Origin of the sequence: Acidithiobacillus acidisediminis (genome assembly GCF_023277115.1) — a bacterium.
In the GTDB taxonomy this organism is placed as follows: domain Bacteria; phylum Pseudomonadota; class Gammaproteobacteria; order Acidithiobacillales; family Acidithiobacillaceae; genus Igneacidithiobacillus; species Igneacidithiobacillus acidisediminis.
On the sequence record NZ_JALQCS010000001.1, the window covers coordinates 2,737,294 to 2,763,977 of the forward strand.

Below are 26,684 nucleotides of genomic sequence, written 5' to 3' on the forward strand. Positions count from 1 at the left end.
AAAGCATGGCCTTGGTCGTGCTGCTGGTGGCCATGATCTACCTATTGATCGCCGTTTTTCTATACACCTCGGTGCGTGAAGACTTGACCAGTCAGGTACAAACGGAACTCCATCACCTCACCGAGAGTATCGCCAGCTCTGCCGCAAATCCCCTCCTGCTGAAGGATGCCGGTCACCTTGCCAAGCTCGTCCGGGGTAACAACTCCCTCGTCTCTGCCGTGCTGATTATCAATCGTAATGGAACCATTGTTGCCAGCAGCGACCTGGCCCAGGTAGGAGTTCGTGTATCACTCCCAGGGGTGAAAATGCTCCCCAGGAAATATGGGTATTCGGCCGCAATTACGGCCGGAAATCAGCAACTGGGTACCGTTTGGCTGCGCAGCAACGCTGCGGAAATCCATCAGTTGATTGCCCGAAAGCTGGAGCACACCACGAGCCGCTTGCTGTTTCTGGGAATCAGCACGGCCATCATTGGCTTGATTGGCGCGTACATGGTTAGTTTGGCCATCACCCGGCCCATTTCGCGCCTCATGCACGAAATGGAAACCATGGAGCGTCAATTTGGCATTCACGACGCCCCCACTTCGCCGCCAGAGGTGGATGAGTATCGGGACGAACTGCATCGTCTTGAACTCGCGTTTCGCTCCATGGTAACGCGCTTATACGAGCATCTGCTGGAATTACGCAAGTTGCATCAACGACAGCAGGCAATGCAATGCATGGTCACCATCGGCCAGATGTCTTCCCAGGTTGCGCATGAGATTCGTAACGCCCTGTCGTCCGTGCGTGGCGCAGCGCGCTATTTAGTGCGTTACGACGATCGCGACAACCGGGAAGAATTTCTGCAAATCATCGAAGAAGAGGTGCAACGACTCTATGACATGACGCAGGGATTTCTCGATTTTGGCCGCAGCTATGAAGCACACCCGGAAGTTCAGGAGCTTTGCACCTTCTTGCGTCGATGCATACAGCGCCATCAAACGGATTTTGATGCTCGTGCCATCACCGTGACCTTGGACTGTGCTCCGGGTCTATTCGCCAGCTTTGATAGTTCCTTGCTCACCCAGGCACTGAGCAATCTCTTGCTGAACGCCTGTGATGCAGTACCTGCCCAAGGAGGGGAAATCAAGGTCAGCGCCGCGACCAGCACAGGCGGAGTGCAGATCCGCGTGCACGACAACGGGCCGGGTATCGACGAGGCGCGCAAGAGCGAAATCTTCAAGCCATACGTTACCAGCAAGACCAAGGGTAGTGGACTCGGGCTGGCGGTTGTTGCCAAAATCATGATGGTACATGAAGGAAGCGTAGAATTGAGTCAGGACGACGGACCGGGAGCCTGTTTCGTGCTCTATCTTCCCGGCATCAATACACATCGAGCAGGGCTCCTGAACGTGGGTTGAGAGGTGGTATGGATACAAAAATTCTGGTCGTGGAGGATGAGCGCAACCTGCGCCGTGTGTTGGTGGCCATCTTGCAGGCGGAGGGCTTCTCCATACTGGAGGCAGAATCAGCGGAAGAGGCTTTGGACCGCCTGCAGACAGAGAACCCATCACTCGTTCTCAGCGATCAGCGTTTGCCCGGCATGCCAGGCGTGGAATTACTGCGGCGGGTCAAGGAATTGCGCCCAACGATTCCGGTGATCATCACCACCGCCTATGGCGACATCGATCAGGCAGTGGAGGCCATCAAGGCCGGTGCGGAACACTACCTGACCAAGCCCGTTGACGAGGGCGAGTTGCTGGCACTGATTCGCCAGATTCTCGAGCGTGGCGGGCGTCAAATCCCTCCCCTGCGACAAACGCCGCGGCGCCATGGGCTGATCGGTGTCAGTCGCGCCATCACCCAGCTTCTCGAGACGATCGATCTGGTCGCGCCAGCACCATCCAACGTCCTCATCAGTGGCGAGTCCGGCACGGGCAAGGAGTTAGTGGCGCGTGCGTTGCATGAGGCCTCTGCGCGCAGCAATGAGCCGTTCATTGCCTTCAATTGCGGAGCTATTCCACTGGAGTTGGTGGAAAGCGAGATCTTCGGCTACGAGCGAGGCGCCTTTACGGGCGCCGTGCGCAGCCAGATGGGGAAACTGGAAGCTGCAGCCGCTGGGACACTCTTCCTCGATGAAGTGGGCGACATGCCCTTGCCAATGCAAGTCAAACTCTTGCGCGCCCTGCAGGAACGAGAATTCACCCGCCTCGGCACGCATCAGCCGATTCGTCTGCAGGCGCGTATTGTGGCCGCCACCCACATCGACCTGAAACAAGCGATTCAGGAGGGCCGTTTTCGGGAAGACCTATACTATCGCTTGAATGTTATCCCATTACACATCCCACCATTGCGCGAGCGTCGCGCGGATATCGCGCCTCTGGTGGCCCATTTTCTTGCCAAGATCTGTCACGAGATTGGTCGCCCCGAGGTAAAGATCGAGAGCGATGCCCTGTCCGCCCTGGAGAGCTACACCTGGCCCGGCAACATACGGCAACTGGAGAATTTGCTTGAGCGCAGCGTGGTGTTGACACGCCAGAACAGTATCGGTCGCCGCGACCTACCGCCAGAGATTCGTGACCAGGAATCGAACAGCGAAGGCAATCCCTCCAGCCCCTTCGATCTGCCTGCCATCGAGCGTCAAACCGTACTGGGTGCATTGGAAAAGACCCGTTTCAACCAAAGCCAGGCTGCGGTTCTGCTGGGAATCAGCCGCAAACAGCTGCGTACGAAAATGAAGAACATGGGGTTACTTGCTGAGCAGGCGCCCGATGACGAAGGATTTGACGGCGACTGAAAAGCTCTGTGCCTTTCGGCACAGCCCCTGCATGGCTTTGGTCCGATTTTTTGCGGACCTACTCTTGCCGTTCCTCCTGCAGAGGTCCCGCTTCACTCTCGCCCTGCATTGCTCTCTTCTGCATAACTGATTGAATATCAATTGCTTCTGATTCTGGTTCAGGAAGCTCTCCGAATTTGGAGAGGGCAACGAGGATATCCCAGATCGAAGGCTTAGGTCTGGCATGAAAACTGCTCTAGGGGATAGCACCGGGAAAAAGCCCGGGCAGCACCACAGGAGTAGTTATGAACGCTCACAGACGCACACGCGCGGGGATTCTTACCGGTCTGACTGGCGCCCTACTATTGGTCGCCACGGCTGCCAGTGCTGCCCCAGCGGTCAATAATATTGAAGCTGGTCGCACCTTGGCCTTTAACCGAGCCAAGGGGAATTGTCTGGCTTGCCATGCCCTTCCCGGCGGCACGCAAGCGGGCGACGTTGGCCCGGCCCTGCCGATGAAAGGTGTGACCTTTCAGCAAATGTTCCAGACCAAGGAAAAATTGGTCGCCTTCCTGTCGGATCCTGAAAAGCTATTCCCCTACGCCAACATGCCGGAGTTTGGGAAAAATAAGGTCCTGACACATCAAGAGCTGGAACAGGTTGCCGATTATCTCTGGTCGTTGAAATAAATCACCCGTTGAGGAGTATTTTCATGAAGCAAATGCAACGTAGACAATTTCTCGGCACTGGCGTAACCGCTGCTGCCGTAGCCGCCGTCGCTGGCACTGGCCTGTTACGCGCCGGCAATGCCTTCGCTGACAACGTCGCCGGATGGCCTGCCAAGGCCTTCGATGCCAAGGTTTTGGATGCGGCAATGACGGATTCCGTTGGTAAGACCAGTGTCCCTGTTTCGTCAAAGGTATCGCTCAAAGCGCCGACCATTGCCGAAAATGGTGGCGCCGTGCCGGTTACTATTGAAGTGGATTCACCGATGACTGCCGACGACTACATTGATACCGTTTGGTTATTTGTCGACCATAACCCCACCCCATTAGCGAGCCAGTTCACCTTCACCCCGGCCTGCGGTAAAGCGTACATTCAACAACGCATCAAGATGGCCAAGACCGACCACGTCCGCGTTGTTGCCAAGACCAACAAAGGGGAATTGATGGCCTCGGCACCCCGTGAAGTCAAAGTCACCATTGGTGGCTGCGGCGGCTGATCTCTCTCATTTCCTAATCTAGCAAGGAGCTATAACCATGGCAGCACCACTTGGCAATCCAATGATCCGTATGCCCGGGAGCGCAAAGAAGGGGGATATTGTAGAAGTCCGCTCCCTGATCATGAATCCCATGACTACGGGTCTGGTGAAAGATAAGAAAACCGGCAAACTCATTCCTGCACATTTCATTCAGACGGTTACCATCACCTTCAACGACAAGCCACTGTTGGATATCGATTGGAGTACGGCGGTCAGTGCCAACCCCTACCTAGCGTTCAAAATGCGCGCGGAGGAAAGCGGCACCGTAAAAATGACCTGGAAGGACAACACCAACGGCTCCTGGAGTGCAACGTCAAAAATTACCGTGAGCTGATATTGTCTTTAGAGCGCAGTGCAACATGTACTGCGCCGATTTCCAATAAAAGGGAGGGAAATCGCAATGAAAAAATGGATCGTATCCATTGCTATTGCAGCGCTTGCGGGTAACAGCGTAGCTGCCAATGCCGTCAACTGGTGGGACTTGGGCAATACCAAGGTCGGTCCGGAACAGACGCTGCAACAATTCCACGAGTATTTCAAACAGCAAAACCCTAACATGCCGTTGGAGAAATATGCCCTTGGCGCCTATGCATTCAGTCCACAGTTATATGCACAGTACCAAGAGGCGATGCAGTTCAATCCGGGCGATCTGACCCTCTCTGAAGGGAAGAAGCTCTGGGATAGCAAATTCAAGAATGGCAAAACCTATGCGAGTTGTTATCCGAATGGGGGCAAAGGAGTAGCCGCAAAATATCCCATTTTCGACAGCAAAACCCAAAGTGTCGTTACCATTGGCATGAGCCTCAACGCCTGCCGCAAGGAAAATGGCGCAGCGCCACTCAAATACGGTAGTCAAGACATGATTGCCTTGCAAACCTATCTCGGTTCTCTCTCCAATGGCATGCCCGTCGATGTGCAGGTGAAAGGGCCAGGTGCCGTCAAAGCATTTGAAGAAGGCAAGGCGTATTTTTTCATGAAGCGCGGCCAGTTGAATTTTTCCTGTGCCTCCTGTCATGTAGCCTACGCCGGCAAGTATTTACGTGATCAAATCATTTCCCCCGTGGTTGGCCAAAGTGCTCACTTCCCAACGTATCGAGCTGCCTGGTCAGCGGTAAACACCCTGCAAAAGCGTATGCAAGGATGCGACAAAAAGGTCGGCGCACAACCAGAACAACTGGAAAGCGTGGATTATCGCAATTTGGAATATTTCATGAGCTATCTCAGCAATGGGATCAAAATGAACGTACCGGGTTACCGGCCGTAAATATCACTCGATTCTATTGCTTTACCCTTCCGCCCCAGAGGAGTCTCTCATGTTTCGCTCTCCATCCCTCTGGGCGAGCCTCAGCGCTGGCTTGGCCGGCGCCGGTTTCGCCTGTATCGCCCATGCCGCCTTGATCGCCGCACCAGTCTCTGGCATGCCTAAAATCAACACTGATTCCCCTCTGTATGTCGTCAATGTGGACAAGGGTGTTACCCCCGCCCAGATCAAGCTCGGCATCAGCAGTGGGGCAGAATCCGAAAACATGAACGTGGTAGGCTCTCTGGATGTCCAGCAGGGCCTGCAAGAACGCGGTATCAAGAGTAATTCACCGTACGTGATTTATGAGGTCTGCAATCTCGTTCTGGGCGCAAAAATTCTACAAAGCAGTCCCGAATTTGGCGCCTTCGCTCCGTGTAAGGTCGTGATGTATGAAAGTCATGGTCAGCTTAAACTGATGACCTACCTGCCAACCTATGCGCTACGCTACTTTCCGAAAAATCCAGAGACAGAAAAGGTGGCGAAGGAGCTGGACAAACAAATCATCACCGTCATGAAAACGGCCAAATCTGGCGGCCTATAAACATTTATTGGGGAGGTACAGTACCATGCAACTTGGTAGAAGAGATTTTTTGCAATTATTGGGCATTGCCGGGGCCGGCAGTTTTTTTGCCCCTGGCGCCATTCAGGCGGCCTGGGGGAGTGAAAAGGATCCCTATGACATCCCGGAGTATGGGAATGTGACGCTTCTACATATGACCGACTCCCACGCCCAATTGCTGCCTGTGTGGTGGCGCGAGCCTGATACCAACATCGGCGTTGGCCCCGTGCTCAATCAAACGCCCCACCTTTGTGGCAAATGGATGCTGGATTATTATGGGCTAGCACACAGTGGTCGCGATGAATATACCTATTCCTGTCTTGACTACGACACCCTAGCCAAGCATTACGGCAAGATTGGCGGCTACGCCCATATCGCAACCTTGGTGAAGCGCTATCGCGAACAGCTTGGCAAACGTGCGCTTTTGCTGGATGGCGGCGATACCTGGCAAGGCTCCGCTACCTCCCTGTGGACCAAGGGGGAAGACATGGTTGGGGCACAGAATCTCCTCGGTGTTGATGACTTTGTTGGGCACTGGGAGTTCACCTATGGCCAAAAGCAGGTCGAATATCTGGTCAAAAACAAACTCAAGGCCAAATTCCTCGCCCAGAACGTGTTCAGCAATACTTGGCAGGAACCGGTTTTCCAACCCTATCAAATCCATGAGATCAGTGGACGGCGGATCGCCGTCATCGGTCAGGCCTTTCCCTTCACCCCCATCGCTAACCCCGGCTATATGATCCCGGATTGGGGCTTCGGCATTCACACCGAACATATGCAGAAAATGGTGGATGAATGCCGCAACGACAAGCACGCGGACCTCGTCGTGGTGCTCTCCCATAATGGCGCCGACGTGGACAAGAAGATGGCCTCCCTGGTCAAGGGAATCGACATCATCCTCGGTGGGCATACCCACGACATCATGGGACCCAAGCCCTTCCAGGTGAATCAGACCCTGATCATCAATACCAGTACCAATGGTAAAATCCTGGCACGCTTCGATCTCGACGTGGGCAAGGGCAAGCTCAAGGGCTGGCGTTTCCATTATCTGCCGGTATTTTCCAATCTGATTCCCGCCGATGCGGAAATGAGCCAGTACATCGACGGCGTGCGCAAGCCCTATCTGGAAAAATTGCAGCAGCCCCTGGCTACCACTGGCAGCCTGCTGTATCGGCGAGACAACTTCAACGGTAGTTTCGATCAACTGCTCTGTGACGCCCTGCGCGCCGAGATGGACTGCGAGGCCTCCTTCTCCCCTGGCTTCCGTTGGGGATACTGCAAGCTCCCTGGCGAAACCATCACCATGGAAGATGTCATGGGTCAGACCGCCATCACCTATCCCCAGGTCACGGTCAATAATTACACCGGTGCGCAGATCAAGAACATCATGGAGCAGGTGGCGGATAATATCTTCAATCCCAACCCCTACTACCAGCAGGGCGGCGACATGATTCGCGTCGGCAACATCCAGTATGACTTCAACCCTAACGAGAAGATCTATCACCGCATCAGCAACCTGCGGATTGCCGGCAAGCTCGTTTCTGCCACCAAGAAATACAAGGTGGCAGGTTGGGCGGCCATGCAACCGGTAGAAGGCAAACCGGTCTGGGAAGTCTTTGCCAGTTGGCTACAAAGTCAGAAACATGTAGAGGTCAAGAAGGTCGACCTGCCCGTTCTGAATGCTGACATGCGCAGCAACCGCGGCATCGCCTTTCCAAAAACGTACAAACTGTAGACTTTCATTGCGATAACGAGCGGGACTCGCCGGCCCTTGGGCCGGCTTTTTTATTCCCAAAGCAACGGAGTTTCAGTCGGTTACGATCCCTTGGGCTTTATCATGGCTCATGCTAGACTGGCCCGATATTTTTGGGCCCCCGAAACCCATTCGCCGGGCAAAGCACAAAGACAGCTTCTGGACACCTTCATGCAGGATCTCAACTAAATGATATTCAAGCGTTTTCTTGGATTGTTTTCGAGCGATTTGGCAGTCGACCTCGGCACGGCAAACACTCTGATCTATGTTCGTGGCAAAGGCATCGTTCTTTCGGAGCCTTCTGTGGTAGCGATCCGTATCGGTCGCCACGGTGCTGACCGGCGTACCCAAGCCGTCGGCGAGGAAGCCAAACGCATGTTGGGCCGAACCCCCGCCAATATCATTGCCATCCGACCATTGAAAGATGGGGTCATTGCCGACTTTCAGATTACCGAAGCGATGCTCAAGCATTTCATCAAGCGCGTACATCCCCAGCGCTTTCTGAGTCCGAGTCCACGCATCATCGTCTGCGTCCCCTACGGTGCAACCCAGGTCGAGCGTCGCGCCATCCGCGAATCCGCGCAGAGTGCCGGGGCACGTGAAGTGCACCTGATTGAAGAACCCATGGCGGCGGCAATCGGCGCCGGACTCCCCGTCGCGGAACCCACCGCCTCCATGGTGGTGGATATCGGTGGCGGCACCACCGAAGTGGGCGTGATTGCCTTGGGTGGCGTGGTCTACTCCCAGAGTGTGCGGGTCGGCGGCGATAAGATGGATGAGGCCATTGTCAACTACATCCGCCGGAACTACGGCATGTTGATTGGGGAGAGTACTGCAGAAGAGATCAAGAAGAATATCGGTTGTGCCTACCCCCTGAGTGAGACGCTGACCATGGAAGTGCGTGGCCGCAATCTCGCCGAAGGTGTGCCGCGAACCTTCAGCATCTCCAGCAACGAAATCCTCGAGGCGCTGCAAGAACCCCTAGGCGCCATTGTGGGAGCCATCAAATTGGCGTTGGAACAGACCCCGCCGGAGCTTGCCGGCGACATTGCCGAGCGAGGCATGGTGTTGACCGGAGGCGGTGCCCTGGTGCGCGATCTCGACCGGCTGATCATGGAAGAAACCGGCCTGCCGGTGATCGTTGCCGAGGATCCGCTTACCTGTGTTGCCCGCGGCGGGGGCCGAGCGCTCGAAGAACTGGAGCGTCTGGGCGAGGTATTCGCGGAAGAGTAAGCGCGCGCGTATCTCATGTCTGGCCTATCGCTCACGCGCCCGTTCCCATCGCTGCTGCGTCTCCTCTTTCTCGCCGCACTCAGTGTGGGAATCAGCCTGTATAGCGTGGGGCATTCCAGCCTGCGTCAGCTCGGCTTGGATTTTGCCGCGCCTATACTCTGGGTTAACGGCCAAGTTGGCGATGCCTGGGCGGCAGGCGCTCAGTATTTACAAGGGCAGGCAACACTACGCCAAGAAAATGCCCGACTGCGGCAACAGCTGCACAGCCTGGAGATCGAAAATCTCTCCCTGCCGATACTGCGTACCGAAAATCGCCAGCTGCTCGCCTTGCTCGATAGTTTTCCCACCGCGCCAGGGCGCGTAGCGGTGGCACAGATCGAGGCCCAGAGTCTCAGCACTGGCAACCAGCAAATCACAGTCAATTTAGGCTCTGCCCAGGGGGTGTATGTCGGACAGCCTGCCCTCGCACCCGGTGGCGTGATTGGGCAAGTGGTCGTTGTCAGCCGGGATAACGCCCGCATCAGCCTGTTATCGGATCTATCGAGCTCTATCCCGGCGCAAGCGCTGGATGGTAACAAACCGTTGCTCGTCGATGGGCACGGAGACTTGCATGCCCTGTCGATACCTTTCCAGCCGCGTGATACCAAGCTTGCTCCGGGCACCGAGCTGATTACCTCTGGACTCGGCGGACGTTTTCCTCCTGGACTTCCCCTCGGCATCGTGGAGGCGGTCCGGCACACCAGCAGTAGTCCCTTTGCGCACATCATCGTGCGGCCGAACGCCAATCTGGCGGCACTCAACACGGTTTTACTCCTCTGGCCACAGACGCGCCAAACTTCGCATCCATGAAGGTTGGCGTGCTGGTCCTGGCCTTTATCCTGGCTTTCTTTGCAGAATCCCTCCCGCTGGGCCCCTTGTACGCGCAATTGCACCCCGATTTCGTCGCGTTGCTCATTCTCTATTGGGCGCTGAGTAGTAGCCAGGTGCTGAGTTACTTCGGCATCTGGCTTATTGGTCTGGTACAGGATTTGGTCCTTGGGGACTTGCCGGGATCGCAGGCCATTTCCCTGGTCCTCATGCTGGCCCTGCTCTATGGCTGGATCAGCCGCGTACGCCATCTGCCGTCCTGGGAGCAATTGTTTTTCGTCTTTTTTTTGCTCCTGGCCCAGTGTCTCAGTGCTTGGCTGTGGCATGCCTGGGTCGGGCCGATCCGTTGGCATAGTTCGCTTCTACTGGGTCCCGCCCTAGGCGCCGCGCTCTGGCCTTTGCTAACCTATCTGCTCGATCAGCTGCAAAAACACTGGCCGCGCCGGAAGACTCCATAGATGAACGCAAGCAACTGGCCACAGCGCCTGCACCAGATCATCAGCCATCTCGATCCTGCGCTGATGACCGGCATCTTCCTGCTCATGGGCATCAGTCTTGCCGTGCTGTACAGTGCCAGCCAACAAAATATGCATGTGGTCTGGGCGCAGCTCCTGCGCTTCGTCATTGGCATCGGCGTCATGGTTGCCATTGCCAACACGCCACCGGAACGCCTGCGCGCCTGGGCTCCGCCCCTGTACTTTATCGGTATTGTCTTGTTACTCCTCACCCTGGTTGTGGGAGAAACCAGCATGGGTGCGAAACGCTGGCTCGGTTTTGGTCCCCTCAGCTTTCAACCGTCGGAGCTGGTCAAGCTTGCCCTCCCCCTGATGCTGGCCTTCTATTATTCTCAGTTAGAAGATGTGCGCCTATGGCGTCCGACCATGATCGGCTTTGTCCTCATTGGCGTGCCTTTTCTCCTCATCGCCAAGGAACCGGATCTCGGTACAGCGGTGCAAATCGGTGCGGCTGGACTCTTTGCGATGTGGCTCGCTGGGGTGCGCAGGCGCTGGTTCATTGCCCTGATTTTGCTCGCAGCAATCAGCGGTCCGGTGCTGTGGCATTTTTTGCACGGCTACCAAAAGGAACGCATCTTGACCTTTCTGGACCCCCAGCGCGATCCACTGGGGGCCGGCTACCACATCATTCAGAGCATGATTGCCATCGGTTCCGGGGGCATTTTTGGCAAGGGGTGGTTTCATGGGACGCAGGTCAACCTCGACTTCCTGCCCGAAGCACAAACCGATTTCGTCTTTGCCGGCTTTGCCGAGGAATTCGGCTTGCTGGGTGTCCTCCTGCTCATGGCGGTCTACCTGCTCATCGTGCTACGTGGCCTGGTCATTGCCTTTGAAAGCCGCTCTCGCTTTGGCAAATTACTCGCTGGCACCCTAAGCCTGACCTTTTTCTTGTATGTATTCATTAATATGGGGATGACCACCGGGATTTTGCCGGTAGTTGGCGTGCCCCTGCCCCTGATCAGCTACGGCGGCACGGCCATGCTGACCTTTCTCATCGGTTTGGGTATTCTCATGTCCGTGCACTCCCATCCGCGACTGCACGACTAATTTTCCGCCCCCTCTCCCTAGCAGGAATCCATGCTCCGTATGCGTACTTTCACTGTCTCTCTTCTTCTTGCCCCCGTACTCTGGTTCGCCGCTGTATCGGCGCACGCGGTCACCCCAACGCCACAATTGCCTATTCCTCCCGCACCCAGCTTGCCCAATGTGGCAAGCTACGTCGTGCTCGATTACCAAACGGGGCAGGTAGTTGCTTCCAAGGACCCCGATCTGCGCCGCGCTCCCGCCAGCCTGACCAAGCTCATGACGGCCTATTTGACCTATCAAGCAATCGCCGGTGGCAGCCTACGCTTGGATGAATCCGTCCCGGTCACACAGACGGCCTGGAAGACCGGCGGCTCGCGGATGTTTTTGCAACCGCAGCTACCGGTCACGGTAGACCAATTGCTCCACGGACTGCTGATCGACTCCGGTAATGACGCGGCAGTCGCTCTCGCAGAGAACGTGGGAGGAAGCCAGAGCGCATTTGTTACCCTGATGAATGACGCGGCAGCCCGCCTGCAGCTGCACTCCACCCACTACAGCAATGTCGATGGTCTACCCGACGACAATCTGTACACTACCGCTGCGGATGTGTCTCGTCTTTCTCGCGACCTGATCCAACAGTATCCGCAGGTACTGCAAATCACCAAGCTGCAGTCCTATACCTACAATAAGATCACACAACGAAGCTGGAATCCGGTGCTATTCCGTGACCCTAGTGTCGACGGCCTGAAGACCGGGCTCACCGATGCGTCGGGGCACTGTATCGACGCCACTGCTCTGCGTAACGGCCGCCGCCTGATCGCCGTCGAAATGGGGGCACCGAGTTGGTCATCAGGCACCGATGCCATCGAGGCGCTCCTGAATTATGGCTACCGCTTCTATCAGAATCGAGAGCTCTATCCGGCAGGCAAACAAGTGGGCATGGCTTCCCACACAGATTGGTCACCCATGCAGGTGCCTGTCAAAGTAGCGCAAGCTGTCGTCGTGACCATTCCGCGCAATCGCGAGGGCGATATTCAGACGCGCGTGCTTTGGGACCCCAAGGTGCAGCCACCCTTTGCCCAGGGCGCCGTGCTCGGTCAATTGGAACTGAGCATAGACGGTAAAGTTCTGCGCAATGTACCGGTCATTGCCACAGAGAGGGTGCGCAAGGCGTCCTGGCTGGATCGGCTCTGGCACCGCGTGCGCGCCGCTATCTAGGGTGGGGACTTCACCTGATGCGACGGAAGCACTACCATGGGGATATAGATGCCTCGGGCATGACGAGGCGCGACGAGGAGTAGCCCATGGACTCGCCGAGGGAAGCGCCGGAAGATTTTCCCCATCTCCACCACGTCAAGGCGATCGGGAAGCATGACGATCTGCTGCAAGCCGTACGTCTGGCCGTAGTGCCACACGCTCCGGATCTACCCACCGATGCGTTCCAAATCCGCAGCAGCGGTGGCGGGAAATACACTGCCGTCACCTGCTCGGTGATGGTCGAGAGTGCCGAGCATCTGCAAGCGATCTACGCGGCGGTACAGGAAATCGATGGGGTGATGCTGTGCCTGTGAATGCAGGGGAACCAATTTCCGTCCGCTGCTGGCCAGGCCTTCTGCCCTATTTTACCGTGCTCGATGCCATGCGCGCCTTCACCCGTCAGCGCGAGGAAACGACCCCGGATCAAATCTGGCTCCTGCAGCACCCTCCGGTCTTTACCCTGGGGCGCAATGCCGACCCTGCGGATGTTCTCGATCCCGGTCCCATACCCGTCATCCGCAGTGATCGCGGCGGTAAGGTGACCTATCACGGTCCCGGACAGTGGGTCGCCTATCTCCTCATTGATCTCGCACGCAGGGGTGGGAACGTGCGGCAGCTGACCCAAGCGATGGAAAATGCCATCATTCAGCTCCTCGCCAAACAGGGCGTGGAGGGTGTGGCGCGTCGCGATGCCCCCGGCGTTTATGTGCAGGGGGCGAAGATTGCCTCCCTCGGGCTGCGCATACAAAAAGGACGGAGTTATCATGGCCTGAGCCTGAACACCGACATGGATCTCCGTCCTTTCCAGCGGATTCATCCCTGCGGTACTCCAGGCTTGGAAGTGACCCAGATCAGCGCACTCTGTCCCAATCTAGATATGCAGAGTGTGGCGCATGAGCTGCTCGATAGCCTGTCTGCGAGCCTGGAACGACCCCTGCACAAGGGGGGAGAGTAATATGGCAAATTCCACTGCCCAGCGCGGCGAGGAAAAGGTCCGCCGCAATCCCGTCCAGATCCCCGTCGTTGCCGAAGCCGCTGGCGCTATCCGTCGGCCTAAACCGGCTTGGCTGCGGGTTCGCTCCCCATTAAATCCCCGGGTCGATGAACTCAAGGGTATCCTGCGCGCGGCAAATCTGCACACCGTCTGCGAGGAGGCTTCCTGCCCCAACCTCGGGGAGTGCTTCGGCGGGGGGACCGCCACCTTCATGATCCTTGGGGATCTGTGTACCCGGCGCTGTCCTTTTTGCGACGTGGCGCATGGTCGCCCACAGGCACCTGATCCCGCGGAACCCGAGCATCTGGCGCAAACCGTGGCGCAGATGGGACTGCGTTTTGTGGTGGTCACCTCCGTTGACCGAGATGATCTGCGTGATGGCGGCGCGGGACATTTTGCCGCGGTGATTGGCTCTTTGCGGCAACATTGTCCAGAGTTGCAAGTAGAAATTCTCGTGCCCGATTTTCGCGGGCGGCTGGAGAAGGCACTGGATGCCCTTGCTGAGTCGCCTCCGGACGTGCTCAACCACAACCTGGAAACCGTGCCTCGCCTCTATGCCCAGGCGCGCCCAGGCGCCGATTATCAGCATTCCCTGGAGCTCCTGCGACGCTATCGCGAACGGCATCCGGAGATCCCGACCAAGTCGGGACTCATGCTGGGGCTAGGCGAGGAAATCGAAGAAATCGTCGAAGTCATGCGCGATTTGCGCAATGTGGGATGTTCCTTGCTTACCCTTGGGCAATATCTGGCGCCCTCGCGCCACCACCATCCCGTGCAGCGCTACGTCAGCCCCGAAGAGTTCTCGCGTTTACAGCAGATAGGGCTGGACATGGGCTTCCGCCATGTGGCTTCAGGCCCTCTGGTACGTTCTTCCTACCATGCTGAGCACAGTTTTCGGGAGTGGTCGGTCGACTGAGCAGCAGACGTGCCGCCCATTGACCTCCTCACCCTGGGCTCTGCCTTGGTACAGCCGCCGGGACTCTTTCTCGCCCTCGCAGGCATTGGCGCGCTGCTCAGTGCCCTCCTCAGCTGGCACTGGCTCGGCAGGAGCTTGATCATCCTAGCCTTGCTTGGCCTCTATTTCAGTGCCACACCGATTGGCGCCCGCCTCCTGCTGCAGCCACTGGAAGATCAATATCCGCCGCTGCTACAACCGATGCTGGGCGGCGACGCACCGCAAGCCATTGTCGTGCTGGGAGGGGGCGAGATCGTCGACCCTGGCCGGGCGATCCCGGAAATGGCAAATGCGCGTACTCTGATGCGCCTGCAGGCCGCCGCCGCACTCGCGCAGCAGGTGAATCTGCCCGTAGTACCCAGCGGTGGAGCGCCCCGCTTTGCGGCACCCAGCGAGGCCGCAACCATGGCCACACTGCTACGACAGAGCTTTCACATCAAAAACACCATCTGGCTCGAAGGAAAATCTTACAATACCGCTGCCAATGCGCGCGACAGTGCCGCCCTACTTCGCCAACATGGCATTCATCGTATCTATTTGGTGACGTCGGCGGTGCACATGCCCCGCGCCATGGCCTGGTTTCGCCATTACGGGCTGCAACCGGTCGCTGTGCCCTGCGATTACCGCATGGGCGCCGCCGGACCTCTGTCTTGGCAATCATGGTTGCCGCGCGCCATCTATGAGGAAATCAGTAGCGAGGCCATGCATGAGTATGCAGGCCTGCTCTGGTATCAATGGCGAACAAGCGGGTTCAACTCGCTTTTTGCCCGGGCAAATAGACCTTGACGTTGATCTGATCCTTGTTGGCCTGACTTGCCAAGGGAAGCGGCGGTGGCACTGCGGCGCCATTGGCAGAGGGCCCATAAGGCGCGTAGGCATAGGGCTTTGCCGGCAAGGCCTGCGCCAACGTTGCGTAGCTTGGCGTATCCTGACCGATGGGCAAGGCCACGGTGTTATGCTCGGCAACCATCCGGCGTACCCGAGCCCAATCGATCGCCTCATGTAGATGATGTGCAGCCATGAACGTCTTGATCGTGACCACGGCACGTTGCAAGTCGGTTGGTCCATCCTTGTGATAGGCGTGCAGCGGCTTATAGCACTGCAAATAGATCTGTCCATTGCGCATACCCACCATGTTGGGCTCATCGATGATGCGCACGCGGGTGCCTACCGGGACCATGGGGAACAGTTGCGCGACATTCTCCGGGTACATCTGAAAACAGCCCTGACTGGAGCGCATTCCGATACCCCAAGGGTGGTAGGTACCATGGATGAAAATTCCCGACAGGCCCGTTTCCATGGCCAACTCACCCATGGGATTCTCGGCTCCTGGGGGCCAATACCACGGAATGTCCGTATGAAATTTCTTCTCGAACCATGCATGGATGTTCTTGGGGACATTCCATGCCGGCATTTTGAACTTCTGGATGATGCTGGTGGTGGTCAGACTCTCCTTCCAGCCCGGCAGGAACACCCCAACCGGATAGGTGAACACCACCCCGCGACCACCGGGAAAATAATAGAGACGCCGCGCCGGAATGTTGACGATGATGCCCGTCCACGGCTGCGGCGGCAAGACGTATTCATTGGGAATGACCACCTTGCTGGCTTGTCCCGGCAGCCAGGGATTCACGCCGGGATTGGCGCCGACCTCCTGGTTGTAGCCAATATCGTAGAAGCGTCCGATATCGAGCAGGGTATCGTCGCGGTGACTGGTGACTGCCTGTAGATCGCCCACCATGTTACCGTGCTGCGGGAGCGGAAAGACCGTCGCCTGGGCCACAGCAAGAGGCGCCAGCGCGGCAAGGCCGGCAAAGAAAAGTTTTCGTAGCGTGATATGCGGCATTACAACCTCAAATTGGCGGCTGGCAGAGTCTCTGTTTTACTCTGCGCGGCCAGTTGAACCTAGTGTAACATTGCGATTTTACCGAAAAAGGAGAAAAAAGTGGAATCACCTTTTCTGCTCACCTTGCAGAGCCAGCTGCACGGTCAGACAGTCAGCCAGAAAGCCTTGCGCGACGCCTTTATCCCACTGGATCATTTTCTCGGCGATATCGCCAGTGATCTGCAGATCATCTACGACGGACCGGACGTGGGCCTCGACGCGCACCCCAATCTGCACCGCCTGCGCATCGCCGAGCATCATTGGACGGGCACGGAACACGCATGGGGCATTGCCGTATGCAGCTATGCCGGCAGCGGAGAGCCACGCAGCGAATGGCGCATCCACCGGGTTAGCCGGGAACGGTTGCCAGTCATTCTCCAGGCATTGCCAGAGTTTTTTCGCGGCTACGCTGCGTTGGCACAAAGAGAACGGCCCGGACGGGGGAGCACCCAGCGCCTAGAAGACGTCACGGCGCTATTCGCGCGTTGACAGGTAGACAAAAGCAGCTATCTATCGTCGGGAACGCAGAGCCCTGCGGAACATGCGAGAAGATCGAGTAGCGAACCATGCCCCTGCCCTTGACTAGCCTGATACTGATTGCTGCAGCCCTGGCTTTGCTGGCCATAGCTGTAATCTGGAAGGCACGGGCACGCAAACGCATCCAGCGCCAGGCGCCCTCCCCCAGCAGGCCGCAACCGACCACCGCACCGGTGCAAGCAGCGCAGCCACCAGCCGAGCAGGAAACCAGGGCCTCGCCGGCACCTTTGGCAGAAGTCGAGGAGGTCAGCATATTCGACGAGATCGAGATCTATCTCGCTTACGGCCATATCGAACAGGCAGCAACGGCCCTGCGCTGGCATCTCGATCATCACCCAGAGGATCTGGTTCAGCGTAACCGTCTCCGTCAGTTGTATATCGAGGCCGGAGACCACAATCGCCTTGCCGAAATTTTGGAAGAAGATTTCGACCACAAGTACCTGGATACTTCCGCCATACGGGACCTGACCCTCCAGTGTCTGCGCCAGGATCCGCAAAATCTCGCCCTGCGCGTATTTGCCGAGTCTCGCTTGGACCTTGGCCTGGAGCGTATTGATCAAGAGCTGGGGCGGCACCAACCCCTGCCGGCAGAAGATGCTGCGGCCCGACAAGAAGAAACCGAGCTGTTTGCGGTGCATCGCGATCTACAGCAAGCCATCGTGCATCCTGAGCCGCTGGAACTTAGCGATATTCCTCTGCATGCGTTTCGTCGCGAAGCCGCTGGCCAAGAGTCAATAGCTTGCGCTGCGGAGGACGCGCTTCTGCACGGTTCTGCCACCCTATCACCGCTGAATGAAGAGGAAATCCGCGTCATCAACGCCTTGGTTGGTAGCACGCAACTCGTCCGTTTACTCGCGGAAACCGGCCAGTGGGCGATGGCCGAGGATCTCTTGCGCGGCCAGGTGATACGGTATCCCAAGCGTCTGCGACTCCATGTGCTCCTGCTCGAGCTACTCTACGAACAGCGGAGAGAAAGGGACTTCGCCCAGGCATTGCTGCGGCTTTACATTACGCTCTGGGGTCTGGGCAAGGCCCTACGCTGGCGCCTGCTGCAACTGGGGCGACAGCTAGGAGCAGATCCGTTGTATGACGAGCTCGAGAATAGTGAAGGAAAGGAAAACAGAGAACTCCCGAGACTGGCCGAAAAGCACCATCTATACGTGCCGACCAGCACGATCCCTATCAGCAGTCCACAGCTCGTCGAGGAGCGGCTGCGGCGTGACCAGGACATTAGCGAGGCGCATGCCGACGACCCCATTCTGCGCGACTTCAACATGCTTCTGGATTACGGACAGGTGGAAGAAGCCGTCGATCTATTAGAACAATCGGCGCTGGCTTCGCCGGGAAAATCTGTCTATTTCTTGCCCTTGCTGGAGATGTACGAACGCATGCAGGCGCGCGACCGTTTTGCACGTTTCAGCAAAAAAATCATCAACTGTGATCCGCAACCAGAAGAAGCCATCATGCGTCAGCTCTATCATTTGTCCGAACGCCTGCAGCGTGGCATCCGTGCGACCGTCTAGGGAGAACCATCATGAATGACAAGCCAAAGCTTGCGGGGAGCTCTGTTTTTATCCTGGGTATTGGTCTGGATAGCAGAAAAGAGGCCGTCTTTCGTATGGCCTTCAGGATGAATCGCAAGGCGAGTTATGGGTTCCTCGAGCCCGGCGCCACTCAGGGTCCCGATCTTGCCATTGCCGATATCGATTCTCCCGAAGGGCTCGCCGCCGCCACGGCGTTTCGTCAGCAGCACCCGGAGATCCCCCTCCTCGCCACGACCATCGCGCCAGAAAAATTCTCGCAGTTTGCGACCCTAGCCAAACCGATTCGGATGGAAACCTTGTTTCCGGCGTTGGAGCAGTTATTGCGGGCAGCGCCCACAACCCCTTCGACTCTAGCGCCGCTCGTTCCGTCGCCTTCGGAAATCACAGCATCCACGGAAAGCACAGCGCCTACAGGGAACAGTGCCACATCGGCACCGGCTGCAGACGTGACACCAGCAGTACCGCCAACCGTCAAGGCGCATTGGGATCCGACTCAGGTAGAATATTTTGATCCAGAACAAGGGCTTCTTGCACTCGTGCAACGCGCAGTCCGCGACCAGATTCCTGTAGGAATCGTCGACCGGCAGAGTGGCAAGGTACTGTGGCGAATCTTTCCGGAGCAGGGAAAGGTAGAAACGATTGTCACAGCAGAGGAGGCAGCAGATATTTATCGGCATGGCGAGGGAAATCTGCTACTGCGCGCCGATGCGTCCTTTGCTCCCGGAGAGAATACGTACAGCATGAGTCTGACGGAGTACCTGTGGCAGACCCATGCCAGCATCGCGGACGGCCGTCTCAGCCAAAAAATTTCGTTGCAGCGCCCCGTGAAATTGCGCCGTTGGCCAAATCTGACCCGCTTGCATCCCCTGCCCGAGGCACTCCGCCTGGCGGCCTTTTTGGCGCGTTCCCCCGCCTCCCCAGCGCTGACCATTCGCATGTTGCAGGTGCAGCCGCAGGCACTCTTCAACTTTCTTGCTGCCGCAGATGCCTTGGATTTGCTCGAGTACAGCGCCGCAAATGGCATCCCGTTGCAAGAGACCAGAGAAGCCGCAATCGGCGCCACAGAGCCGGCAAAACCAACCCCCGCAAAACGCAGTTTGCTGGGTCGCCTGTTATCCAAAATTGCAGGCCTGTAATGACGGGCAAGGGACAATGACAGAGAGGATCGCGCATGAGAGAAGATAATAAAATTGTTTTTACTGGCCCCGTAGGTGCAGGCAAGACTTCTGCCATATCAGCCATCTCCGACGTACCGATCATCTCTACCGATGCAAAGGCATCGGATATGACGATCAACCGCAAGGGTCATACCACCGTGGCCATGGATTACGGGATTCTCCACCTGGGCGAAAAAAGCAAGGTGCATTTGTACGGCACCCCAGGACAAGAGCGTTTCGACTTCATGTGGGACATTCTTACCACTGGCGGCCTCGGCTTGATCCTGATGCTCGACAATACGCGGCCCAACCCAAAAAAAGACATGCATTTTTTCCTGCATGCCTTCAAGGATTATATCACCGAAGTCCCGGTGGTGCTGGGAATCAGCAAAACCGACATCAACGCCCACCCCGACACGGCAGAATACGCAGCCATGCTGGCGGAAGTCAGTCGCGATCTCGAGATGCTCAATCCCGTGCCGCCGATCTTCGAAGTCGATGGACGACGGAAAGAGGATGTCAAAAACCTGGTCATGGCCCTGCTTTTCTCCATCGACCCAGGTCTGGGAATGCAACCATGAGCATAGAACTCGTCACCGCTGAGCAAGCACTCTACGCAGAATTGACCCCAGCAGGTGCGTTCTATATCAGTTCTGGACCCGAGTTGGAGGGGAACCGCTCCATCCTGTTCCATATCCTGCGGGAGGGCGGCCGGGCACCTTTCAGCAAGGAGGCAGCAATTCGTTGGACGCAACTGGAAGGAGCGGAGGACGCCCTGCGCAGCATTCTCCGATTGCAACGCCTGGGTTTGATTCGTGGCAATCCAGAGGTACGTAAAATTCCAGATCAGCGCCTGGAAGACATCCTTCCCGATCTGCTCGCGCAATTATCTGATGGCCAACGCGCGCTGCTCGCCGATGAAAATGGCTTTTACCTGTCCACCTCTGGTTTTCTGCATGAATCTGCGGAAGAACTCGCGGGGCTCTCCGCCGATTTGCTGAGCTTGCAAAGTCGTCACGGCAGGCTGTTGCGCAACAACCTGCGTATCCACAGCGAGAGCTGGGCACTCGTCGATCCCGCAGGGCAGGCGGAGTTGGGTTTCTGGCCCCTCTTCATTGGTACGCAGCGCTTCATGTTGATCATCGGTGGGACGCCTTTATTGCAGAATCAATCCTTTGTCACCCTGGTCCAGATCCTGGACCAGAGATACCGCTAATACTCAATCCGTCGCCATTGCAGGAGTCATACAAAAATGCGTGAAGAAATGCTCAAATCCATCCTAAGCGACCTCAACGGCTCCTCTGCCGATATCGAGGCCTCCGCCGTCATTTCCACTGATGGTCTGACCATCGCTTCCCTCCTGGCCGGCAACATGGATGAGGATCGGGTCGGCGCGATGGCTGCCGCCATGCTCTCTTTGGGCGATCGAACCGCGGCTGAACTGGCGCGGGGCGAACTGGAACAGGTGATGATCAAGGGAGACTCTGGCTATGTCTTGCTGATTCATGCGGGCCATGACGCGGTCCTTACCGTCATCGCCAGAAAGGAAGCCAAGCTCGGCTTGATTTTTCTCGACGCCAAGCGTGCCGCACAGGGAATTGCCGAACTTCTGTGAAGTCAGACTTCCCCAATATTCTACATTCAGCCATAATTGGCGCCCTCGTGCAGCGGGGGCATCATGACCTTTCAGGAAATCATCCAGCAGTTACAACAATACTGGAGCGAGCAGGGTTGCGTTATTTTGCAGCCCATGGACATGCCCGTCGGGGCCGGCACCTTTCATCCCGCGACCTTCTTGCGCGCCATTGGGCCAGAGCCCTGGCGCGCGGCCTATGTACAGCCTTCCCGGCGGCCCACGGATGGACGCTACGGCGATAACCCCAACCGCTTGCAGCACTATTATCAGTTTCAAGCGGTGCTGAAACCGAATCCTGCCAATCTGCAGGAGCTCTATCTAGAGTCGTTGCGCCGCTTGGGCATCGACCTCGCCACCCAGGATGTTCGTTTTGTGGAAGACGACTGGGAGTCCCCTACGCTGGGGGCCTGGGGCCTGGGCTGGGAGGTCTGGCTCAACGGCATGGAGGTCACGCAGTTTACCTATTTCCAGCAGGTGGGTGGGCTCGACTGTCGCCCGGTCATGGGCGAGGTCACCTATGGTCTCGAGCGCCTAGCCATGTATCTGCAGGGGGTGGAAAGTGTCTATGACCTCGTCTGGACCCCTGGGGTTAGCTATGGCGACGTCTACCATCAAAACGAGGTAGAGCAATCGCGCTATAATTTTGAGCTGGCGCCGGTCAGTGATCTCTTTGCTCGTTTCGATCGCGCCGAGGCCGACTGCCAGAGTCTGATCGAGGCAAAACTGCCCTTGCCTGCCTATGAACGGGTGCTCGACTGCTCCCATAGCTTCAACTTGCTCGATGCCCGGCATGCCATTGCGGTGAATGAGCGCGCCCGTTTCATCGGCCGGGTGCGCAACATGGCCCGGGCGGTCGCAGAGATTTATGCCGAGGCCCGCGCCGAGCTGGGCTATCCCCTGCTGCAGGGAGCAAAGGCATGACGGTTCTTCCCCTCCTCCTGGAAATCGGCTGCGAGGAATTGCCCGCAGCGGAACAACAGCAATTACAACTGCAGGCCGCAGCACTTGCCGCACAATTATTTGCCGCAGCGGGAATCGATCATGGGGAAATTCATCCCTTGATCACTCCCCGCCGAATCGCTCTACTGATTCATAGCCTCGCCAGCGAAACCCGCGCCGAGGAAGAATTGCGCCGCGGTCCAGCACTCGAGCGTGCCTTTGTCGATGGCAAAACAACGCCTGCCGCCGAGGGTTTTGCCCGTTCCTGCGGCGTCGCCGTGGGCGAGCTGGAACATCTGGAAACAGACAAGGGAACGGTTCTGGCGTGGCGCATCCGCCATCCCGCACGCCCCGTAGCAGAACTACTAACCGAGCTGGCTACCCGTTGGGTGGAGTCCTTACCCCTGCGCAAACGCATGCGTTGGGGCCAACGGGAAGAAAGTTTTTCCCGCCCCATTCGCTGGCTGCTCCTGCGTTTTGGGGACAAAGCCCTCTCCTGGCAGGCGTTTGGACTGCAGAGCGAAGCACATAGCTTTGGTCACCGTGTCCACCATCCCGGTCCGGTGCCTATTCTGCATCCCTTGGCCTACACCGAGGCGCTCCAGGCGGCCCGTGTGCGGGCTGATTGGATGCAACGGCGTGATTTCATTCGCGCTGAGCTGGAACGCCTGGCACGGGAGCTTGACTGTACCCCAGAACTCTCCGACGCCTTGCTGGATGAGATCACCGGGCTGTGTGAGTGGCCCGTCGCCCTCGCTGGCGGCTTTGCCGAGGAATACCTGCGGATTCCAGAAGAGGTGCTGAGTACCGTCATGATCCAGCACCAACGCTACATCCCCCTCCGGGCATCCACAGGCAAACTCGCGCCACGCTATCTGTTTATCGCCAATCTCGAGAGTCGCGATGCGCAAGCAGTCATTCATGGAAACAACCGGGTCCTGCGCGCCCGTCTTGCCGACGCCGCCTTCTTCTGGGATCAGGATCGGCGGCAGAGCCTCGCCTCGCTCATCCCCGAGCTGGATGCCGTCCTGTTTCAGGAGGGCCTGGGCAGCATTGGCGACAAGGTGCGACGGCTGCGTCGCTTGGCCCCACATATTGCGCCCCTCGTCGGCGCAGATCCAACACTCGCTGAACGCGCGGCAGAGCTCTGCAAGAGCGATTTGCTGAGCGGCATGGTGGGAGAGTTTCCCGAGCTGCAGGGCATCATGGGTGGCCACTATGCCCGCCAAGAGCACGAGCTGGCAGCCGTCGCCGAGGCTATTGGCGAACACTACCAGCCCAGCGGACGCGACGATGCCCTCCCGCGCTCGGCGGCAGGACAGGCGCTGGCGTTGGCGGACCGTATCGACACCCTCTACGGCTTCTTTGCGTTGGGGAAGATTCCAACGGGCGATCGGGATCCCTTTGCCTTGCGTCGGGCGGCACTCGGTATTCTGCGCATTGCCCTCGAGGCGGAACAGAGGCTCTCCCTGCGCGGCCTGATCGCTCTCGCCGGCAAGCAATACGCTGCGCTCGCCAGTGACGCCATCGCCAACAAGCTCAGTGAATTTTTCCACGAGCGTCTGCGTGTACTCTTACGAGATGAGGGTTTTGCGGCCGACCGGATTGCGGCGGTACTTGCGGTAGCTGGGGACGATCCGTTCGACGCACGACAGCGTCTGGAAACGCTCACGACCTTTCTTGCGCAGGATGCGCGCGCCGACGACCTCGCGGCGCTGATCAAGCGCGTCAGCAACCTCCTGCGCAAGGAAGGCGAACAGAGTCAGGCGGCCTTGCAGGATGCCCTGTTGCGAGAGGAAGCAGAGCTTGCCTTGTTTAGCGCCTGGTCCTCTATCTGCCCAGCGCTGGAGCAGCAACTCGCCGATCGGGATTATCAGCAAGCGTTGGTCACCCTGGCCGCGCTGCGGGATCCAGTCGATCGTTTCTTCACCGAGATCATGGTGCTCTGCGAGGATCCACAACTGCGCGCACAGCGCCTCGCCTTGTTGCGAGAGGTACAGGCCACCGTTTCGCGCATTGCCGACTTTGCGCTCCTGCAGGGGCGCGGATGAGCGCACTGCTCATCCTGGATCGGGATGGCGTCATCAACGAAGACAGCGACGCCTTCATCAAATCCGCCGCGGAGTGGCGCCCCATTCCGGGGAGCCTGGAGGCAATCGCGCGTTTCAATCGCGCTGGCTACACGGTAGTCGTAGCCAGCAATCAGTCGGGTATTGGCCGGCGGCTCTTCGACCTGCGCGCCCTGACGGCAATCCATGCCCGCATGCGGCGAGAATTGGCCGAGGTCGGCGGGCGCATCGATGCCATTTTTTTCTGCCCCCATCACCCCGAGGCTGGTTGCGACTGCCGCAAACCACAGGATGGCATGTTTCGTCAGATTGCCGAACGCTTCCAGGTCGATCTGCAGGGTGTAGCCGCGATTGGCGACAGCCATCGCGACATGGAGGCAGCGCGGAGCGCCGGTGCCAGCCCCATCCTGGTATTGACGGGAAAAGGAAAAAAAGTGGCAGATAGCGCGCGCGCCGAGGGAATACCGATCTTCTCCAATCTGGCCGCCGTGGCCGACGCCCTGCTTGGTCACTGACGCATGGCCATCGCCCTGCGCAGCGCTTTGTTTTACGTAACGTTTACACTCTGGACCCTGCTCTGGGCCATCGTCCTCCTCCCCTTCCCCCTGCTCCCGCAGCGCTGGCGCTATTGGGGCTGCGGAACCTGGGCACGGGTCGCCAGCAATCTCTTTGCCTGGAGCATCGGCGTTCGTTACCAGATTCAGGGTCTCGAACACCTGCCTGCAGGACCATGCGTCCTGCTCAGCAATCATCAGTCCTCCCTGGAAACCTTGCTAATTTGGCACTGTGTCCCGCGCCTCGCCTTCGTGCTCAAGGCAGAGCTGTTACGCTTACCCATCATTGGCTGGTATTTGCCGCTTTCCGCTCCCATTGCTATCGATCGAAAAGCCGGGCGCCAAGCATTGAAGCAGGTGCTCGAGGAGGGAGAAAGGCGCTTACGCGCTGGGATTCCGGTACTGATTTTTCCTGAGGGAACGCGGCAATCCTGTGGCGAGCTGGGGGCCTTTCATCAAACCGGCGTTGCCCTCGCACAGCGTGCTGGCGTGCCCATCGTCCCCGTGGCCACGAACAGCGGCTGCTTCTGGCCGCGCAACACCTGGCGCAAGCGAAGTGGGGAATTGCATCTGCATTTTGGACCGATGGATCCCGCTGCGGATCGCAGCGCCACGGTCAATCAACGACTCCGCGACTGGATCGCGGCGGAAATCAAGCAGATGCCGATGAGCAGCGACTGAGAACAAGGTCCACCACGCGCCCAGCAATATCCACACCACTCACGCGCTCGATGCCTTCCAGACTGGGGACCGGGTTCACTTCCAGGATCACGTATCCACCCTCCCCATCCTGCATCAAATCGACGCCTGCAAAATCCAGCTGCAGTGCCGCTGTCGCTGCAACGGCCAAATCTGCGAGACCCGACGCCAGCTCCGTCGCGCCGAGAAGTTCCGCTCTGCCGGAGCGATGGAGATTACTACGAAATTCCCCTGCTTGTGCCTTGCGGCGCATCGCCGCCACAACCTCACCAGCGAGTACAATCACCCGGGTATCGGCGCGTCCAGGCAAATGGCGCTGCAACAAGACCTCATGTTGCAAGAGGAGCAATGTGTCCAACAGCGCCCGCGCACCCGCCTCGCTCTCTGCCAAATTCACACCAACGCCCTGGGAGCCGCTCAGCAATTTGCTCACCAAGGGCGTTCCCAGCTCCGCGAAGGCCACTTCCGCCCCTGACGTGTCAGCCAGATACCAGCTATCGGGAATGGGAAGGGAAGCAGCAGCCAGGATTTGCAGGGAAAGAAACTTATCGCGCGCCCGGAACAAGGCGTCGCCAGAATTCAAATTATAGGAGCCCAGCGCCGCAAGATGTTGGAGCAGGCGAAGCCCAAGCTGGGTCAATGGACTGCCAAAACGCGGCAAGACCGCTTGCGGCGGCGGCAACGGCTGCCCGTCGTAATAGAGGCCGAAGTCCCCGCGCCGCAGGCTGAGGGCGCAGCGTTCGGGTTGCAAGATTCTGGCTTCGACCGCACGCGATTGTAGCGCCTCCAAAAGCCGGCGACTGGAATAGAGCGCGGGATAACGCGAAAGGATGACGATCGAAGTCAATCATCGCCCCGATAACGCAGCAACGGCAGCTCCCCATGGGCAATGGATCGTTCGATGAACCCCGCCCGTCCGGGCTGGCGAAGCTCCAGGCTCTCCCGACTCGGCGCCACGATACCGACAATAGCCGCCAGCAAGACCTCCAGTTCTTGGCCATCGACACGCAAAGAGCCAAAAGGATTCTGAGGGCTCAAGGGGCGCCAGAACAGATTGCTTCGCCAGCCTTTGGCACGTACCGCGGGATGCTCGAAAAGCAATCGACAACGTTCCACAAGTTCCTGATCTATTTCCATGGATGCCCTCAACAACCGGATAACACAATAAAATACGGCGACTTGGCTT

The 26,684-nt window shown here is 57.9% G+C and carries 30 protein-coding genes; 27 read left to right on the forward strand and 3 right to left on the reverse strand.

Annotated elements, in window-relative coordinates; translation table 11 throughout:
- Positions 1-5: 5 nt before the first annotated feature.
- From M5D89_RS13755 to M5D89_RS13835, 17 genes are all read left to right on the forward strand, one after another.
- Positions 6-1,400: a sensor histidine kinase gene (locus tag M5D89_RS13755; RefSeq protein ID WP_248886362.1), complete on the forward strand. Its 1,395-nt coding sequence runs from the start codon at positions 6-8 to the stop codon at positions 1,398-1,400.
- Positions 1,401-1,408: 8 nt separating this feature from the next.
- The gene (locus M5D89_RS13760) at positions 1,409-2,776 is read left to right on the forward strand and encodes a sigma-54-dependent transcriptional regulator (protein WP_248886363.1); all 1,368 of its coding nucleotides are present in this window, start codon (positions 1,409-1,411) and stop codon (positions 2,774-2,776) included.
- A gap of 284 nt (positions 2,777-3,060) precedes the next feature.
- The gene (gene soxX / locus M5D89_RS13765; RefSeq protein WP_248886364.1) at positions 3,061-3,444 is read left to right on the forward strand and encodes a sulfur oxidation c-type cytochrome SoxX; all 384 of its coding nucleotides are present in this window, start codon (positions 3,061-3,063) and stop codon (positions 3,442-3,444) included.
- A gap of 23 nt (positions 3,445-3,467) precedes the next feature.
- Positions 3,468-3,977: a thiosulfate oxidation carrier protein SoxY gene (gene soxY / locus M5D89_RS13770; RefSeq protein ID WP_248886365.1), complete on the forward strand. Its 510-nt coding sequence runs from the start codon at positions 3,468-3,470 to the stop codon at positions 3,975-3,977.
- A 37-nt stretch (positions 3,978-4,014) separates the two neighbouring features.
- A complete protein-coding gene (soxZ, locus tag M5D89_RS13775) occupies positions 4,015-4,350 on the forward strand; it encodes a thiosulfate oxidation carrier complex protein SoxZ (RefSeq protein WP_248886366.1) in 336 nt (111 codons plus the stop codon).
- A gap of 66 nt (positions 4,351-4,416) precedes the next feature.
- Positions 4,417-5,280, forward strand: coding sequence for a sulfur oxidation c-type cytochrome SoxA (soxA, locus tag M5D89_RS13780; RefSeq protein WP_248886367.1), 864 nt, complete (start codon positions 4,417-4,419; stop codon positions 5,278-5,280).
- 49 nt (positions 5,281-5,329) lie between these two features.
- Entirely contained in the window at positions 5,330-5,860 is a 531-nt protein-coding gene (locus M5D89_RS13785; RefSeq protein ID WP_248886368.1) for a DUF302 domain-containing protein, read from the forward strand.
- Positions 5,861-5,885: 25 nt separating this feature from the next.
- Complete coding sequence (gene soxB / locus M5D89_RS13790; protein WP_248886369.1) at positions 5,886-7,613, forward strand: thiosulfohydrolase SoxB; 1,728 nt, start codon at positions 5,886-5,888, stop codon at positions 7,611-7,613.
- A gap of 207 nt (positions 7,614-7,820) precedes the next feature.
- Positions 7,821-8,864 (forward strand): rod shape-determining protein, encoded by a 1,044-nt coding sequence (locus M5D89_RS13795; RefSeq protein WP_283103007.1) that lies wholly within the window; start codon positions 7,821-7,823, stop codon positions 8,862-8,864.
- A gap of 15 nt (positions 8,865-8,879) precedes the next feature.
- Positions 8,880-9,713: a rod shape-determining protein MreC gene (gene mreC / locus M5D89_RS13800; RefSeq protein WP_248886370.1), complete on the forward strand. Its 834-nt coding sequence runs from the start codon at positions 8,880-8,882 to the stop codon at positions 9,711-9,713.
- Between the two features lie 8 nt (positions 9,714-9,721).
- On the forward strand, positions 9,722-10,189 hold the full coding sequence (mreD, locus tag M5D89_RS13805; protein ID WP_248886371.1) for a rod shape-determining protein MreD: 468 nt from the start codon (positions 9,722-9,724) through the stop codon (positions 10,187-10,189).
- Positions 10,190-11,293: a rod shape-determining protein RodA gene (gene rodA, locus M5D89_RS13810; protein ID WP_248886372.1), complete on the forward strand. Its 1,104-nt coding sequence runs from the start codon at positions 10,190-10,192 to the stop codon at positions 11,291-11,293.
- 30 nt (positions 11,294-11,323) lie between these two features.
- Positions 11,324-12,490 carry a D-alanyl-D-alanine carboxypeptidase family protein gene (locus M5D89_RS13815; protein ID WP_248886373.1) on the forward strand — a complete coding sequence of 389 codons (1,167 nt, stop codon included), beginning with the start codon at positions 11,324-11,326 and terminating at the stop codon, positions 12,488-12,490.
- Positions 12,491-12,576: 86 nt separating this feature from the next.
- Positions 12,577-12,843 carry a DUF493 domain-containing protein gene (locus M5D89_RS13820; protein ID WP_248886374.1) on the forward strand — a complete coding sequence of 89 codons (267 nt, stop codon included), beginning with the start codon at positions 12,577-12,579 and terminating at the stop codon, positions 12,841-12,843.
- A complete protein-coding gene (gene lipB / locus M5D89_RS13825) occupies positions 12,834-13,484 on the forward strand; it encodes a lipoyl(octanoyl) transferase LipB (RefSeq protein WP_248886375.1) in 651 nt (216 codons plus the stop codon). The genes M5D89_RS13820 and lipB overlap by 10 nt, the downstream gene beginning before the upstream one ends.
- A gap of 1 nt (position 13,485) precedes the next feature.
- A complete protein-coding gene (gene lipA, locus M5D89_RS13830; RefSeq protein ID WP_248886376.1) occupies positions 13,486-14,439 on the forward strand; it encodes a lipoyl synthase in 954 nt (317 codons plus the stop codon).
- 9 nt (positions 14,440-14,448) lie between these two features.
- Positions 14,449-15,264 carry a YdcF family protein gene (locus M5D89_RS13835; protein ID WP_248886377.1) on the forward strand — a complete coding sequence of 272 codons (816 nt, stop codon included), beginning with the start codon at positions 14,449-14,451 and terminating at the stop codon, positions 15,262-15,264.
- Here the strand turns inward: M5D89_RS13835 and M5D89_RS13840 are convergent.
- Entirely contained in the window at positions 15,230-16,324 is a 1,095-nt protein-coding gene (locus tag M5D89_RS13840) for a L,D-transpeptidase family protein (RefSeq protein ID WP_248886378.1), read from the reverse strand. The genes M5D89_RS13835 and M5D89_RS13840 overlap by 35 nt on opposite strands.
- Positions 16,325-16,423: 99 nt before the next feature.
- On the opposite strand from M5D89_RS13840, the gene M5D89_RS13845 reads away from it, so the two are divergent.
- The 10 genes from M5D89_RS13845 to M5D89_RS13890 all read left to right on the forward strand — a co-directional run bounded on the left by M5D89_RS13845 (position 16,424) and on the right by M5D89_RS13890 (position 25,480).
- Positions 16,424-16,852, forward strand: a complete 429-nt coding sequence (locus M5D89_RS13845) for a hypothetical protein (protein ID WP_248886379.1) — start codon at positions 16,424-16,426, stop codon at positions 16,850-16,852.
- A 77-nt stretch (positions 16,853-16,929) separates the two neighbouring features.
- Positions 16,930-18,423, forward strand: coding sequence for a type IV pilus assembly protein FimV (locus M5D89_RS13850; protein ID WP_248886380.1), 1,494 nt, complete (start codon positions 16,930-16,932; stop codon positions 18,421-18,423).
- A gap of 11 nt (positions 18,424-18,434) precedes the next feature.
- A complete protein-coding gene (locus tag M5D89_RS13855; protein WP_248886381.1) occupies positions 18,435-19,580 on the forward strand; it encodes a response regulator in 1,146 nt (381 codons plus the stop codon).
- Between the two features lie 35 nt (positions 19,581-19,615).
- Positions 19,616-20,182, forward strand: coding sequence for a GTP-binding protein (locus M5D89_RS13860; protein ID WP_248886382.1), 567 nt, complete (start codon positions 19,616-19,618; stop codon positions 20,180-20,182).
- Positions 20,179-20,817, forward strand: a complete 639-nt coding sequence (locus tag M5D89_RS13865) for a roadblock/LC7 domain-containing protein (RefSeq protein WP_248886383.1) — start codon at positions 20,179-20,181, stop codon at positions 20,815-20,817. Before M5D89_RS13860 ends, M5D89_RS13865 begins: the two co-directional genes overlap by 4 nt.
- Before the next feature lie 36 nt (positions 20,818-20,853).
- The gene (locus tag M5D89_RS13870) at positions 20,854-21,216 is read left to right on the forward strand and encodes a roadblock/LC7 domain-containing protein (RefSeq protein ID WP_215872275.1); all 363 of its coding nucleotides are present in this window, start codon (positions 20,854-20,856) and stop codon (positions 21,214-21,216) included.
- 63 nt (positions 21,217-21,279) lie between these two features.
- Positions 21,280-22,158: a glycine--tRNA ligase subunit alpha gene (gene glyQ / locus M5D89_RS13875; RefSeq protein WP_248886384.1), complete on the forward strand. Its 879-nt coding sequence runs from the start codon at positions 21,280-21,282 to the stop codon at positions 22,156-22,158.
- Positions 22,155-24,227, forward strand: coding sequence for a glycine--tRNA ligase subunit beta (gene glyS / locus M5D89_RS13880; protein ID WP_248886385.1), 2,073 nt, complete (start codon positions 22,155-22,157; stop codon positions 24,225-24,227). Before glyQ ends, glyS begins: the two co-directional genes overlap by 4 nt.
- Entirely contained in the window at positions 24,224-24,760 is a 537-nt protein-coding gene (gene gmhB, locus M5D89_RS13885) for a D-glycero-beta-D-manno-heptose 1,7-bisphosphate 7-phosphatase (RefSeq protein ID WP_248886386.1), read from the forward strand. The genes glyS and gmhB overlap by 4 nt, the downstream gene beginning before the upstream one ends.
- Positions 24,761-24,763: 3 nt before the next feature.
- Entirely contained in the window at positions 24,764-25,480 is a 717-nt protein-coding gene (locus M5D89_RS13890) for a lysophospholipid acyltransferase family protein (RefSeq protein WP_248886387.1), read from the forward strand.
- Here the strand turns inward: M5D89_RS13890 and M5D89_RS13895 are convergent.
- Together M5D89_RS13895 and M5D89_RS13900 are read right to left on the reverse strand one after the other, a co-directional pair.
- On the reverse strand, positions 25,452-26,345 hold the full coding sequence (locus M5D89_RS13895) for an ATP-grasp domain-containing protein (RefSeq protein ID WP_248886388.1): 894 nt from the start codon (positions 26,343-26,345) through the stop codon (positions 25,452-25,454). The genes M5D89_RS13890 and M5D89_RS13895 overlap by 29 nt on opposite strands.
- The gene (locus tag M5D89_RS13900; protein WP_248886389.1) at positions 26,342-26,635 is read right to left on the reverse strand and encodes a hypothetical protein; all 294 of its coding nucleotides are present in this window, start codon (positions 26,633-26,635) and stop codon (positions 26,342-26,344) included. The genes M5D89_RS13895 and M5D89_RS13900 overlap by 4 nt, the downstream gene beginning before the upstream one ends.
- Positions 26,636-26,684 lie beyond the last annotated feature (49 nt).